Origin of the sequence: Sutcliffiella halmapala (assembly GCF_002019665.1) — a bacterium.
Taxonomy (GTDB): domain Bacteria; phylum Bacillota; class Bacilli; order Bacillales; family Bacillaceae_I; genus Sutcliffiella_A; species Sutcliffiella_A halmapala.
In genome coordinates this window covers 4,661,239-4,675,695 of record NZ_KV917375.1, presented here as the reverse complement: position 1 = coordinate 4,675,695, position 14,457 = coordinate 4,661,239, and the positions used below count along the sequence as shown (strand labels likewise).

General features: G+C 40.2%; 11 protein-coding genes and 1 other annotated feature. All 11 genes read left to right on the top strand.

The window, feature by feature from the left end; translation table 11 throughout:
- The first annotated feature begins 95 nt into the window (after positions 1–95).
- The 11 genes from rplK (at position 96) to fusA (ending at position 14,387) form a co-directional block, all read left to right on the top strand.
- On the top strand, positions 96–521 hold the full coding sequence (gene rplK / locus BK580_RS23060) for a 50S ribosomal protein L11 (RefSeq protein ID WP_047972333.1): 426 nt from the start codon (positions 96–98) through the stop codon (positions 519–521).
- Between the two features lie 116 nt (positions 522–637).
- Entirely contained in the window at positions 638–1,342 is a 705-nt protein-coding gene (gene rplA / locus BK580_RS23055) for a 50S ribosomal protein L1 (protein ID WP_078382567.1), read from the top strand.
- A 48-nt stretch (positions 1,343–1,390) separates the two neighbouring features.
- Positions 1,391–1,537: a sequence feature (ribosomal protein L10 leader region), on the top strand.
- A gap of 42 nt (positions 1,538–1,579) precedes the next feature.
- Positions 1,580–2,080 (top strand): 50S ribosomal protein L10, encoded by a 501-nt coding sequence (rplJ, locus tag BK580_RS23050; RefSeq protein WP_078382566.1) that lies wholly within the window; start codon positions 1,580–1,582, stop codon positions 2,078–2,080.
- Between the two features lie 65 nt (positions 2,081–2,145).
- Positions 2,146–2,505, top strand: a complete 360-nt coding sequence (rplL, locus tag BK580_RS23045) for a 50S ribosomal protein L7/L12 (RefSeq protein ID WP_078382565.1) — start codon at positions 2,146–2,148, stop codon at positions 2,503–2,505.
- Between the two features lie 218 nt (positions 2,506–2,723).
- Complete coding sequence (locus BK580_RS23040; protein WP_078382564.1) at positions 2,724–3,326, top strand: class I SAM-dependent methyltransferase; 603 nt, start codon at positions 2,724–2,726, stop codon at positions 3,324–3,326.
- A 249-nt stretch (positions 3,327–3,575) separates the two neighbouring features.
- Positions 3,576–7,133: a DNA-directed RNA polymerase subunit beta gene (gene rpoB / locus BK580_RS23035; RefSeq protein WP_078382563.1), complete on the top strand. Its 3,558-nt coding sequence runs from the start codon at positions 3,576–3,578 to the stop codon at positions 7,131–7,133.
- A 66-nt stretch (positions 7,134–7,199) separates the two neighbouring features.
- Positions 7,200–10,796 carry a DNA-directed RNA polymerase subunit beta' gene (rpoC, locus tag BK580_RS23030; RefSeq protein WP_078382562.1) on the top strand — a complete coding sequence of 1,199 codons (3,597 nt, stop codon included), beginning with the start codon at positions 7,200–7,202 and terminating at the stop codon, positions 10,794–10,796.
- A gap of 126 nt (positions 10,797–10,922) precedes the next feature.
- On the top strand, positions 10,923–11,171 hold the full coding sequence (locus BK580_RS23025) for a 50S ribosomal protein L7ae-like protein (protein ID WP_078382561.1): 249 nt from the start codon (positions 10,923–10,925) through the stop codon (positions 11,169–11,171).
- Between the two features lie 102 nt (positions 11,172–11,273).
- Positions 11,274–11,696, top strand: coding sequence for a 30S ribosomal protein S12 (gene rpsL, locus BK580_RS23020; RefSeq protein WP_078382560.1), 423 nt, complete (start codon positions 11,274–11,276; stop codon positions 11,694–11,696).
- Positions 11,697–11,745: 49 nt separating this feature from the next.
- The gene (rpsG, locus tag BK580_RS23015) at positions 11,746–12,216 is read left to right on the top strand and encodes a 30S ribosomal protein S7 (protein WP_078382559.1); all 471 of its coding nucleotides are present in this window, start codon (positions 11,746–11,748) and stop codon (positions 12,214–12,216) included.
- Between the two features lie 92 nt (positions 12,217–12,308).
- Complete coding sequence (gene fusA, locus BK580_RS23010) at positions 12,309–14,387, top strand: elongation factor G (RefSeq protein ID WP_078382558.1); 2,079 nt, start codon at positions 12,309–12,311, stop codon at positions 14,385–14,387.
- The last annotated feature ends 70 nt before the right edge of the window (positions 14,388–14,457 follow it).

The window sequence follows — 14,457 nt, the reverse complement described above, 5'->3', positions numbered from 1 at the left end:
TAAAAAAAATATTCTTTATTCCATATATAAAGAATGAGTTGAGTGGGAGGGAGTAATCCCAGATACCACATCACGGACTTAAGGAGGTGTGTCTCGTGGCTAAAAAAGTAATTAAATTGGTAAAGCTACAAATTCCAGCAGCGAAAGCTAACCCAGCACCACCAGTTGGACCAGCACTAGGTCAAGCAGGTGTTAACATCATGGGTTTCTGTAAAGAGTTTAACGCTCGTACAGCAGATCAAGCTGGATTAATTATCCCTGTTGAAATTACGGTTTTTGAAGACCGTTCATTTACATTTATTACGAAAACTCCACCTGCTGCAGTTTTACTTAAAAAAGCAGCTGGAATTGAGTCTGGTTCTGGTGAACCAAATCGTAATAAAGTTGCAACAGTTAAGCGTGACAAAGTACGCGAGATTGCGGAAACGAAAATGCCAGACCTTAACGCTGCTAGTGTAGAAGCTGCAATGCGCATGGTTGAAGGTACTGCTCGTAGCATGGGTATCGTAATCGAAGATTAATCCCATTGCTTTTGATTTAACTGCTGTTCTGGGTTGCGGATTCGGTTTTTTGCCAATTCGCAACCTTTATTCGTGGGAGGTTATTCCGCTAAAACCACATAAGGAGGACATTTAAAATGGCTAAAAGAGGTAAAAAGTATATCGAAGCTGCTAAGTTAGTAGACCGTTCAACGGCTTACGCTGTAAACGAAGCTATCGAATTAGTTAAGAAAACAAACACTGCGAAGTTTGACGCTACTGTGGAAGTTGCATTCCGTCTTGGAGTTGACCCTCGTAAAAATGACCAGCAAATCCGTGGAGCAGTAGTACTTCCTCATGGAACTGGTAAAACTCAACGCGTTTTAGTATTTGCTAAAGGCGAAAAAGCAAAAGAAGCGGAAGCTGCTGGCGCTGATTATGTAGGAGATGCAGAGATGATTCAAAAGATCAGCCAAGGTTGGTTTGACTTTGATGTAATCGTAGCAACTCCAGACATGATGGGTGAAGTTGGTAAACTTGGTCGTGTATTAGGACCTAAAGGTTTAATGCCAAACCCTAAAACTGGTACAGTAACATTTGATGTAACGAAGGCTGTTAACGAAATCAAAGCTGGTAAAGTTGAATACCGTCTTGATAAATCCGGAAACATCCACGTTCCAATTGGTAAACTATCTTTTGATGATGCGAAACTTGTTGAGAACTTCGGTACAATCTATGAAACATTATTAAAAGCTAAACCAGCTGCTGCAAAGGGAACTTACGTGAAGAACTTAGCTGTTACTTCTACAATGGGACCTGGAGTAAAAGTAGATCCTTCTACTTTCGTTGCTGTAAAAAACTAACATATTGACATAAGATGATTACACGGTTATAATAATCGTTGTGTTTATAAAATAATATTGTTTGTACCGTAGACAGTAGGTGCTCGTATGGGCTTAATATTCCTGCCGAGGTGTAGATTTTACGATAAAAGGCTTAATAGCTTTTAAACGAAAAATTTCTGCCTCCATTTGCGTGGAGGCATTCTTTATGTACACCGGTCGGTATAAGTAGTAACCAACTTTATAGGAGGTGTAACGATGAGCAAAGCAGTTGAATTAAAGAAACATGTTGTTGGAGAAATCGCTGACAAGTTCCGTGGATCCGTTTCTACTATCGTAGTTGACTACCGTGGACTTAGCGTATCTGAGGTGACAGAACTTCGTAAACAACTTCGTGAAGCAGGTGTTGAGTTCAAGGTATACAAAAACTCTTTAACTCGCCGTGCTGCAGAAGCCGCTGAAATCAACGGACTAAATGATGCACTAACAGGACCAAACGCTATCGCATTCTCTACTGAAGATGTTGTAGCTCCTGCTAAAATTTTAAATGACTTCGCTAAAAAGCATGAAGCATTAGAAATCAAAGCTGGTGTCATCGAAGGAAATGTAGCGACAGTTGAAGAAGTGAAAGCTCTTGCTGAACTTCCATCTCGCGAAGGTTTACTTTCTATGTTGCTTAGTGTCCTTCAAGCTCCAATCCGCAATTTCGCTCTTGTTACAAAAGCAGTTGCAGATCAAAAAGAAGAGCAAGGCGCTTAATTTTCATCTAGTAAGTTAAGTAAGGAAAATAAAAAACTCACATATTATTAAGGAGGAAAATAACAATGACACACGAACAAATCATTGAAGCGGTTAAAAACATGACTGTTTTAGAATTAAACGACCTAGTAAAAGCAATCGAAGAAGAATTTGGTGTAACTGCTGCAGCTCCTGTAGCTGTTGCTGGCGGAGCTGCTGAAGCTGTTGCTGAGCAAACTGAATTCGACGTAATCCTTGAGTCTGCTGGCGGACAAAAAATCAAGGTTATCAAAGTGGTACGTGAAATCACTGGCCTTGGCTTAAAAGAAGCTAAAGAAGTAGTAGATAACGCTCCTAAAGCACTTAAAGAAGGCGTTACTAAAGAAGAAGCAGAAGAAATCAAAGGTAAACTTGAAGAAGTTGGAGCAGCTGTAGCTGTTAAGTAATACAGGCTCTAAAAAAGCTCGCTATTTAATAGCGAGCTTTTTTTTAAACTATCAGTATGTTGCTTTCACTTTTCTTGGTGTCTAGTTCCAGCGGCTAGCTCCTCGAGTCATAAGTCAAATTTCTCCAGAGGTCGTGGTGCATGACCTCTGGAGGAATTCGTCTTATGCTTGTCGGAGCTGAACGAGCCGCTTTCACTTTTCTGGTAAGGAGGATTACTATGGCGGATCATTATTATACAAATAAACCTTCTGTAGAAAGTAATCGTCAACAATGGGAATTTGAATTAAAAGGAAATAAATTCACGTTTACTACTGATACAGGAGTCTTTTCGAAAAAAGAAGTAGACTTTGGTTCTAGAGTTCTCATCGAAGAGTTTGCAGAACCTAGTGTATCCGGTGATATTCTGGATGTTGGTTGTGGCTATGGACCGATAGGGCTTTCACTAGCAAAAGCTTTTCCTGCTCGAAAAGTAGAAATGATAGATGTTAATGAGAGAGCTATCGAACTTGCTAAAGAAAATGCTAGTAAAAATAGAATTGAAAATGTGAACATTTTTGCTAGTGATATCTATGCGAATGTAACTTCTTCTAATTATGCGGCGATTCTTTCTAATCCACCGATCCGTGCGGGAAAAAAAGTGGTGCATGAAATTTTAGAAAAAGCATATCAACATTTAGCTCCACATGGTGAGCTGTGGATTGTCATTCAAAAAAAGCAAGGGGCACCATCAGCTGTCGAAAAGTTAGAAGAAATATTTGAAGAAGTAGAAGTGGTAACCAAGAAAAAAGGTTACTATATTATTAAATCAAAAAAAGGTTGACGATGCATTTTTGTTGTGATAGCATTGTTTAATGCCAATATGTATTTTTCTGAGCAATAATAATTTTATGTATTTCACATGTATAAAATTAGCACGCTTGGAAATGATAGTAAAATCAATAGAGCGAATGTAAAAAAAATGTGGTTTTCTGTATTGAAACCATTTTTCTTTTTTAACATGGTTCTTTTATACTTTGTTAAAAATTTTTTTGTTTGGCTTTAATAACGCTTGATACGAGGGGTGAATCAGTTGACAGGTCAACTAGTTCAATATGGACGACACCGCCAACGCAGAAGTTATGCTCGCATTAGTGAAGTATTAGAATTACCAAATCTAATAGAAATTCAAACCTCTTCTTATCAATGGTTCCTTGATGAGGGTTTGAGAGAAATGTTTCATGATATTTCTCCTATTGAAGACTTCACTGGAAATCTATCGTTAGAGTTCATCGACTATAGCTTAGGGGAACCTAAATATTCCGTTGAAGAAACAAAGGAAAGAGATGTTACATACTCAGCTCCTTTACGTGTGAAGGTTCGTCTCATTAACAAAGAAACTGGTGAAGTAAAAGACCAGGATGTATTTATGGGTGATTTCCCATTGATGACGGATACAGGTACGTTCGTTATTAATGGTGCAGAACGTGTAATTGTATCTCAATTAGTACGTTCACCAAGTGTGTATTACAGCGGTAAATTAGATAAAAATGGTAAAAGAGGCTATTCGGCTACTGTTATTCCAAACCGTGGTGCGTGGTTAGAATACGAGACTGATGCAAAAGATGTTGTATATGTTCGTATAGATCGTACTCGTAAACTACCAGTAACGGTTCTTTTGCGTGCTCTTGGATTTGGATCCGACCAAGAAATCATTGATCTTCTTGGGGAAAACGAGTATCTGCGAAATACTTTAGATAAGGATAACACAGAAAGCTCTGAAAAGGCATTACTAGAAATATATGAGCGTCTACGCCCTGGTGAACCACCAACGGTAGAAAACGCAAAAAGTTTGTTAGAGTCTAGATTTTTCGACCCGAAACGCTATGACTTGGCAAGTGTTGGAAGATACAAGATTAATAAAAAGCTTCATATCAAAAATAGACTTTTCAATCAGCGTATTGCTGAAACGTTAGTAGACCCTGAAACCGGGGAAATTATCGTAGAAAAGGGTACCTTATTAGATCGTAGAACGCTAGACCGTATTCTCCCTAACATTGAAGACGGTATCGGACTGACTTCTTTCCACCCACATGGTGGAGTAGTTCAAGAGGAAGTAGCAATGCAATCTATTAAGATATATGCACCAAATGATGCTGAAGGCGAAAAAGAAATTCTGGTATTAGGTAATGGCTTTATTGAAGAAAAAGTGAAGAACATTGCTCCTGCGGACATTATCGCTTCTATCAGTTACTTCTTTAACCTTTTACACCAAGTTGGGGACACCGATGATATTGATCATTTAGGTAACCGTCGTTTACGTTCTGTTGGAGAACTTCTTCAAAATCAGTTCCGTATCGGTTTATCTAGAATGGAGCGTGTAGTTCGTGAAAGAATGTCTATTCAAGATACAAACACGATTACACCCCAACAGTTAATCAATATTCGTCCTGTTATTGCATCTATTAAAGAGTTTTTTGGAAGCTCACAGCTTTCTCAGTTCATGGATCAAACGAACCCATTAGCTGAGTTAACGCATAAACGAAGATTATCTGCCCTTGGACCTGGTGGTTTAACACGTGAACGTGCAGGATTTGAAGTACGTGACGTTCACTACTCTCACTATGGACGTATGTGCCCGATTGAGACACCAGAGGGACCAAACATCGGATTAATCAACTCCCTTTCTTCTTTTGCAAAAGTAAATAAATTCGGCTTCATTGAAACGCCATACCGTAGAGTAGACCATGTGTCGGGTAAGGTAACAAGCCAAATTGATTACTTAACTGCTGATGAAGAAGATAACTATGTAGTAGCCCAAGCGAATGCTCGCTTAGGTGAAGATGGTACATTCTTAGATGTAAATGTTGTTGCTCGTTTCCGTGGAGAGAACACGGTTGTTGTAAGTGAAAGAATCGACTATATGGATGTATCTCCTAAACAAGTTGTTTCTGCTGCAACAGCATGTATTCCTTTCTTAGAAAATGATGACTCCAACCGTGCACTTATGGGCGCAAACATGCAACGTCAAGCTGTTCCATTAATGCAACCAGAATCACCGATTGTTGGTACAGGTATGGAACACGTTTCTGCAAGAGACTCAGGTGCAGCTGTAATTTGTAGGTACCCAGGTATTGTAGAACGCGTAGAAGCTCGTGAAGTTTGGGTTCGTCGTATGGAAGAAGTAGATGGTCAACAGGTTAAAGGGAACCTTGATAAGTATAGAATGCAGAAATTCATTCGTTCAAACCAAGGAACTTGTTATAACCAACGTCCAATCGTTTCTGTTGGAGATCAGGTTACAAAAGGTGAAATCCTGGCAGATGGTCCATCCATGGAAAAGGGCGAGTTAGCACTTGGCCGTAACGTAATGGTTGGTTTCATGACGTGGGATGGATATAACTACGAGGATGCTATTATCATGAGTGAGCGTCTAGTAAAAGATGATGTATACACTTCTATTCATATCGAGGAATATGAATCTGAAGCTCGTGATACAAAGCTTGGACCAGAAGAAATTACTCGCGATATTCCGAATGTAGGTGAAGATGCACTTAAGAATCTAGATGATCGTGGAATTATCAGAGTCGGTGCAGAAGTGAAGGACGGAGACTTACTTGTAGGTAAAGTAACGCCTAAGGGTGTCACAGAACTAACAGCTGAAGAACGTCTTTTACATGCAATTTTCGGAGAAAAAGCAAGAGAAGTACGTGATACATCACTGAGAGTTCCTCATGGTGGTGGCGGTATCGTACTTGATGTTAAAGTGTTTAACCGTGAAGACGGAGATGAACTACCACCAGGTGTAAACCAATTAGTTCGTGCGTATATCGTTCAGAAGCGTAAAATTTCTGAAGGAGATAAAATGGCAGGACGACATGGTAACAAAGGGGTAATCTCTCGAATCTTACCAGAAGAAGATATGCCGTACTTACCAGATGGCACTCCAATCGATATTATGTTAAATCCTTTAGGGGTACCTTCTCGTATGAACATCGGACAGGTATTAGAGCTTCACTTAGGTATGGCTGCTAGAACGCTAGGTATTCATGTTGCTTCTGCCGTATTTGATGGTGCGCGCGAGGAAGACGTATGGAGCACTTTAGAAGAAGCTGGTATGGCTCGTGATGCAAAAACTGTCCTTTATGATGGAAGAACTGGTGAACCGTTCGATAACCGTGTGTCAGTAGGAATTATGTACATGATTAAACTTGCTCACATGGTTGATGATAAATTGCATGCTCGTTCAACAGGACCTTACTCTCTTGTTACACAACAACCACTTGGCGGAAAAGCGCAATTTGGTGGACAGCGTTTCGGAGAGATGGAAGTTTGGGCGCTTGAAGCGTATGGAGCTGCTTATACACTTCAAGAAATCTTAACTGTTAAATCAGATGACGTAGTAGGACGTGTGAAAACGTACGAGGCGATTGTTAAAGGTGAAAATGTTCCTGAACCAGGAGTTCCTGAATCTTTCAAAGTATTAATCAAAGAGCTTCAAAGCTTAGGTATGGATGTTAAGATCCTTTCTGGCGATGAAAAAGAGATTGAAATGAGAGATTTAGAAGATGACGAAGTACAATCATCTGATGGAATTGCGTTAGATTCAGAACAGGCCGTAGAAGTTAAAGAAACTGTAGCTAAAGACTAATGACTAACAGGACTTTAAAGATAAGCATTTGGGTAGAACCTGTAGATTATAAGGGAGGTAGGCCCCTTGCTAGATGTTAACAATTTTGAGTATATGAAGATAGGCCTTGCTTCTCCAGATAAGATCAGATCTTGGTCTTTCGGAGAAGTAAAGAAGCCTGAAACGATAAACTATCGTACATTAAAACCTGAGAAAGATGGGTTATTCTGCGAACGTATTTTTGGTCCGACAAAGGACTGGGAATGTCATTGCGGTAAATACAAGCGCGTCCGTTACAAGGGCGTTGTTTGTGACCGTTGTGGAGTAGAAGTAACAAGAGCGAAAGTTCGTCGTGAACGTATGGGTCACATCGAACTTGCTGCTCCTGTATCCCACATTTGGTATTTCAAAGGAATTCCTAGCCGCATGGGCCTTGTTCTTGACATGTCTCCACGTGCGTTAGAAGAAGTTATCTATTTTGCGTCATATGTAGTAACGGAAACAGGCGACACTCCTTTAGAAAAGAAGCAATTGCTTTCAGAAAAAGAGTTTCGTGCTTATCGTGAAAAATATGGTCAAACATTCCAAGCGGCAATGGGTGCTGAAGCGATTAAAAAACTTTTGCATGACATTGACTTGGAAAGAGATGTAGAGGCGTTAAAAGAAGAACTTAAAACGGCTCAAGGACAACGTCGTACAAGAGCGATTAAACGTTTAGAAGTGTTGGAATCCTTCAGAGGATCAGGAAATGAACCATCTTGGATGATCTTAGATGTTCTTCCTGTTATCCCACCTGAATTACGTCCGATGGTTCAATTAGATGGTGGTCGTTTTGCAACTTCTGATTTGAATGACTTATATCGTCGTGTAATCAACCGTAACAATCGTTTAAAACGTTTATTAGACCTTGGTGCACCAAGCATCATCGTTCAAAACGAAAAACGTATGCTTCAAGAAGCAGTAGATGCACTGATTGATAATGGTCGTCGTGGTCGTCCTGTAACTGGTCCTGGTAACAGACCGTTAAAGTCACTTTCTCATATGCTGAAAGGGAAACAAGGACGTTTCCGTCAGAACTTACTAGGTAAACGTGTTGACTATTCTGGTCGTTCCGTTATCGTAGTAGGACCCAATTTAAAAATGTACCAATGTGGTTTACCAAAAGAAATGGCTTTAGAGCTTTTCAAACCATTTATTATGAAAGAACTAGTAGAACGTGGTCTTGCGCACAACATCAAGAGTGCGAAGCGTAAGATTGAACGAGTACAGCCAGAGGTTTGGGATGTATTGGAATCTGTTATCAGAGAACATCCGGTATTACTTAACCGTGCACCAACCCTTCATAGACTAGGAATTCAAGCGTTTGAACCTACTTTAGTAGAAGGTCGTGCAATCCGTCTTCACCCGTTAGTATGTACAGCATACAACGCGGATTTTGATGGTGACCAAATGGCAGTTCACGTTCCACTTTCTGCAGAAGCTCAGGCGGAAGCGCGCATTCTTATGCTTGCTGCCCAAAACATCCTGAACCCTAAGGATGGTAAGCCTGTAGTTACTCCTTCACAGGATATGGTACTTGGTAACTATTACTTAACATTAGAGCGTGAAAATGCTGTAGGTGAAGGAATGGTATTTAAAGATACGAATGAAGCGTTAATCGCATATGCGAATGGATATGTACATTTGCATACTCGTGTAGCTGTTCATGCAGGATCTTTAAATAACGTAACTTTTACTGAAGAGCAAAAACAAAAGCTTCTTATTACAACTGTAGGTAAATTAATCTTTAACGAGATTTTACCAACATCGTTCCCTTATATTAATGAACCAACGAAGCACAATTTAGAGGTTGATACTCCAGAGAAGTACTTCGTCGCTAAGGGAGCAAATGTAAAAGAAGCAATTCAACAACAAGAACTTATCGATCCATTTAAGAAGAAAATCCTTGGGAACATCATCGCGGAAGTATTTAAACGCTTCAAGATTACAGAAACGTCCAAAATGCTTGATCGCATGAAAAACTTAGGATTCCGTTATTCTACAAAAGCTGGTATCACAGTTGGTGTAGCAGATATCGTAGTTCTTAAAGAGAAAGAAGAAATCTTAGTTGAAGCACAAACAAAAGTAGATACAGTTCTAAAACAATTCCGTCGTGGTTTAATAACAGAAGAAGAGCGATATGATCGTGTTATTTCTATCTGGAGTGCTGCGAAGGATGTTATACAGACGAAGCTAATGCAGTCCCTGCCAAGCCTAAATCACATTTTCATGATGAGTGATTCCGGTGCCCGTGGTAACGCATCTAACTTTACACAGTTAGCAGGTATGCGTGGACTAATGGCCAATCCGTCTGGACGTATTATTGAACTTCCAATTAAATCTAGTTTCCGTGAAGGTTTAACGGTACTAGAATACTTTATCTCTACCCATGGAGCGCGTAAAGGTCTTGCTGATACAGCGTTAAAAACAGCCGATTCAGGTTACTTAACTCGTCGTCTAGTAGACGTTGCACAAGATGTTATCGTTCGTGAAAAGGATTGTGGTACAGATCGTGGACTGCACATCTCATCACTTAAAGATGGTACAGAGGTAGTAGAAAAATTAGAAGAACGTCTAATTGGACGTCACGCAAGAAAAGCTGTGAAGCATCCTGAAACTGGGGAAGTATTAGTAGCTGAAAACGATTTGATTACAGAAGATATCGCGACAATAATTGTAGAAGCAGGCGTGGAAGATGTATGGATCCGCTCTGTATTCACATGTAATACTCGACATGGTGTATGTAAGAAATGTTATGGTCGTAACCTAGCAACTGGTCTTGAGGTAGAGGTAGGAGAAGCAGTTGGTATTATTGCTGCTCAATCTATCGGAGAGCCAGGAACTCAGTTAACGATGCGTACTTTCCATACAGGTGGAGTTGCGGGAGACGATATCACTCAAGGTTTACCGCGTATCCAAGAGATCTTTGAAGCGCGTAACCCGAAAGGTCAAGCGGTTATCTCTGAAATTGATGGGGTTGTAACTGCCATCAACGAAGGCCGTGATCGCCAGCAAGAAATCACTGTACAAGGTGAAGTAGAAACGAGAAACTACACAGTACCATATACTGCCCGCCTAAAGGTTGGCGTTAACACTGAAGTGGTTCGTGGTCAAGAGCTTACAGAAGGTTCTATCGATCCAAAAGAACTACTAAAAGTAAAAGATATGGTTTCTGTTCAGGAGTATCTACTGCTTGAAGTTCAAAAAGTATACCGTATGCAAGGGGTAGAAATCGGAGATAAACACGTAGAGGTTATGGTTCGTCAAATGTTACGTAAAGTACGTGTCATCGACGCTGGTGATACAGATGTACTACCAGGAACTCTGCTTGATGTCCACCAATTCACTGATGCAAACGAACGTGTACTTATTGATGGTAGAACACCAGCCACTGGTCGACCAGTCTTACTAGGTATCACTAAAGCTTCTCTTGAAACGGATTCCTTCTTATCTGCAGCTTCCTTCCAGGAAACTACAAGAGTCTTAACAGACGCTGCAATTAAAGGAAAACGCGACGAGTTACTAGGACTTAAAGAGAATGTTATCATCGGTAAACTAGTTCCAGCTGGTACAGGTATGAACCGATATCGTAAGTTTGATCTAACAAAACAAGTTGGGCAAGAAGAGCCTGTAACTGTAGAATAAAAGGAAGATTGTCGGGACCTCTCGACAATCTTTTCATTGTTATTGAAATTACGGTTGACATTCGAATATAGAGATGGTAATATAGCAAAGGTGCTTATATAACCTGTTGCTTTGGAGGATATATTAATGTCTTATGAAAAAGTGATGCAGGCAAACACCTTCATTGTAGGTACTAAACAAACAGTGAAGGCGCTGAAATCCGGAACAGTAAAAGAGGTTGTTATTGCAGAGGACGCTGATGTGATTGTTACACAAAAAGTTGTTCAAACTGCAAGAGAACACAATATTCCAATCGTAAAAGTAGATTCCATGAAAAAACTTGGAAGAGCTTGCGGGATTGAAGTTGGTGCCTCAGCTGTTGCGATCATTCAATAAAAACTGTTTTTGTGAGTGTGGATTCGCAAAAACTTTGTTTTTTACCTTAAAATGAACCACCTGGATATGTGGTCTTAAAACATGAGGAAGGAGGAAATTTAAATGCCTACTATTAACCAGTTAGTACGTAAAGGTCGTACAAGTAAAGTTGTAAAGTCTAAATCTCCAGCTTTAAACAAAGGTTATAACAGTTTCAAAAAGTCACAAACTGATGTGTCTTCACCTCAAAAACGTGGTGTATGTACTCGTGTTGGTACAATGACTCCGAAAAAACCGAACTCCGCATTACGTAAATATGCTCGTGTTCGTTTAACAAACCAAATTGAGGTAACTGCTTATATCCCTGGTATTGGTCATAACTTACAAGAGCATAGCGTAGTTTTAATTCGCGGTGGTCGTGTAAAGGATTTACCGGGAGTACGTTATCATATCGTACGTGGAGCACTTGATACTGCGGGAGTTAACAACCGTATGCAAGGTCGTTCTAAATACGGTACAAAAAGACCTAAAGCGCCAAAGAAATAATACAAAGCGTATAGCTTAAAATTAAGTTACCCGAAAGGAGGAAAATTATATGCCACGTAAAGGCCCTGTTGCAAAAAGAGACGTATTACCAGATCCGTTATATAACTCTAAGTTAGTAACTCGTCTTATTAATAAATTAATGATCGATGGTAAAAGAGGGAAATCTCAAGCTATCATCTACAATGCATTCAAACTAGTTGGTGAGCGTTCTGGACAAGAACCTATGGAAGTGTTCGAACAAGCAATGAAAAACATCATGCCTGTTCTTGAAGTAAGAGCACGTCGTGTAGGTGGAGCGAACTACCAAGTACCTGTAGAGGTGCGCCCAGATCGTCGTACTACACTTGGACTTCGTTATTTAGTTAACTATTCTCGTCTTCGTGGAGAGAAAACGATGGAAGAGCGTTTAGCTAATGAAATCCTAGATGCAGCTAACAACACTGGAGCATCTGTTAAAAAGCGTGAAGATATGCACAAAATGGCAGAAGCGAACAAAGCGTTTGCTCACTACCGTTGGTAAAATCACATATTATCTAAAGCTGTTAAGCATTGTTCTTAACAGCTTTAGGTATAAAACAAACTAAATCGATACTTAGGAAGGAGAAATACCATATGGCAAGAGAGTTCTCCTTAGATAAGACACGTAATATCGGTATCATGGCACACATTGATGCTGGTAAAACAACTACAACTGAGCGTGTTTTGTTCTACACAGGACGTATTCACAAAATCGGTGAAACTCATGAAGGTGCATCTCAAATGGACTGGATGGAGCAGGAGCAAGAGCGTGGAATCACGATCACATCTGCTGCGACAACAGCTCAATGGAAAGGCCACCGCGTAAACATTATCGATACACCTGGTCACGTAGACTTCACTGTTGAAGTAGAACGTTCCCTACGTGTACTTGATGGTGCGGTAGCAGTTCTTGATGCACAATCAGGAGTAGAGCCTCAAACAGAAACAGTTTGGCGCCAAGCAACAACTTATGGAGTACCACGTATCGTGTTCGTTAATAAAATGGACAAAATCGGTGCTGATTTCCTTTACTCTGTAGGTACTATTCATGACCGCCTTCAAGCAAATGCTCACCCAATTCAACTTCCAATCGGAGCTGAAGATGAGTATGAGGGAATCATTGACTTAGTAGAAATGGTAGCTTACTTCTATGAAGATGATCTAGGTACTCGTTCTGATGCGGTTGAAATTCCAGCGGAATACAAAGAACAAGCTGATGAGTATCGCCAACGTTTAGTTGAAGCAGTTGCTGAACTAGATGAAGAATTAATGATGAAGTACTTAGAGGGAGAAGAGCTTACGACTGAAGAGTTAAAAGCAACTATCCGTAAAGGTACTTGTAACGTTGATTTTTATCCAGTTATTTGTGGATCTGCATTCAAAAACAAAGGTGTTCAGTTAATGCTTGACGCTGTTATTGATTACTTACCAGCACCAACAGACGTACCAGCTATTAAAGGTACACTTCCAGATTCTGAGGAAGAAGTAACTCTTGACTCTACTGATGATGGTCCTTTCGCTGCATTAGCATTCAAAGTTATGACGGATCCTTATGTTGGTAAATTAACGTTCTTCCGTGTTTACTCTGGTTCATTAAACTCTGGATCTTACGTTATCAACTCAACAAAAGGTAAGCGTGAGCGTGTAGGACGTATCCTTCAAATGCACGCAAACAGCCGTGAAGAGATTCCTGTAGTGTATGCTGGGGATATCGCAGCAGCTGTTGGATTAAAAGATACTACTACTGGTGACACACTTTGTGATGATAAACACCAAGTTATCTTAGAATCAATGGACTTCCCAGAACCAGTTATTCAATTATCAGTTGAGCCTAAGTCTAAGGCTGACCAAGATAAAATGACAACTGCTCTTCAAAAGCTTCAAGAGGAAGATCCTACTTTCCGTGCTCATACTGACCCTGAAACAGGTCAAACAATCATCGCAGGTATGGGTGAACTTCACCTTGATATCCTAGTTGACCGTATGAGACGTGAATTCAAAGTAGAAGCAAACGTTGGTGCTCCTCAGGTAGCTTACCGTGAAACGTTCCGTGGCTCTGCTAAGGTTGAGGGTAAATTTGCTCGTCAATCAGGTGGACGCGGTCAATTCGGACACGTTTGGATCGAATTCGAACCAAACGAAGAAGGAAAAGGCTTTGAATTTGAAAACAAAATCGTAGGTGGAGTAGTACCTCGTGAATACGTTCCTGCTGTACAAGCTGGACTAGAAGATTCAATGAAAAACGGTGTACTTGCTGGTTACCAACTAATTGATGTGAAAGCTGCATTAGTTGATGGTTCATACCATGATGTTGACTCCTCTGAGATGGCGTTTAAAGTAGCTGCTTCTTTAGCTCTTAAAAACGCAGTTTCTAAATGTAACCCTGTAATTCTGGAGCCAGTTATGAGAGTTGAAGTAGTAACTCCAGAGGAATACATGGGAGATATCATGGGTGGAATCACATCTCGTCGTGGACGCGTTGAAGGTATGGAAGCTCGCGGTAACGCTCAAGTTGTTCGCGCTATGGTTCCACTATCTGAAATGTTTGGATATGCTACATCTTTACGTTCTAACACACAAGGACGCGGAGTATTCACTATGCATTTCGACCACTATGAAGAAGTGCCAAAATCAATTTCTGAAGAAATCATCAAAAAAAATAAAGGTGAATAATTGATTTTCACCTAATCTTGTTTTATAAATAGTATGTAGGTGAATAAGTGGTTCCACTTATTCATATCTC

Excerpts from the sequence above, each read along its gene's own strand:
- rpsL (WP_078382560.1), top strand. The coding sequence starts at position 11,274 with ATGCCTACTATTAACCAGTTAGTACGTAAAGGTCGTACAAGTAAAGTT.
- rplL (WP_078382565.1), top strand. The coding sequence starts at position 2,146 with ATGACACACGAACAAATCATTGAAGCGGTTAAAAACATGACTGTTTTA.
- rplA (WP_078382567.1), top strand. The coding sequence starts at position 638 with ATGGCTAAAAGAGGTAAAAAGTATATCGAAGCTGCTAAGTTAGTAGAC.
- fusA (WP_078382558.1), top strand. The coding sequence starts at position 12,309 with ATGGCAAGAGAGTTCTCCTTAGATAAGACACGTAATATCGGTATCATG.
- rpsG (WP_078382559.1), top strand. The coding sequence starts at position 11,746 with ATGCCACGTAAAGGCCCTGTTGCAAAAAGAGACGTATTACCAGATCCG.
- BK580_RS23040 (WP_078382564.1), top strand. The coding sequence starts at position 2,724 with ATGGCGGATCATTATTATACAAATAAACCTTCTGTAGAAAGTAATCGT.
- rplJ (WP_078382566.1), top strand. The coding sequence starts at position 1,580 with ATGAGCAAAGCAGTTGAATTAAAGAAACATGTTGTTGGAGAAATCGCT.
- BK580_RS23025 (WP_078382561.1), top strand. The coding sequence starts at position 10,923 with ATGTCTTATGAAAAAGTGATGCAGGCAAACACCTTCATTGTAGGTACT.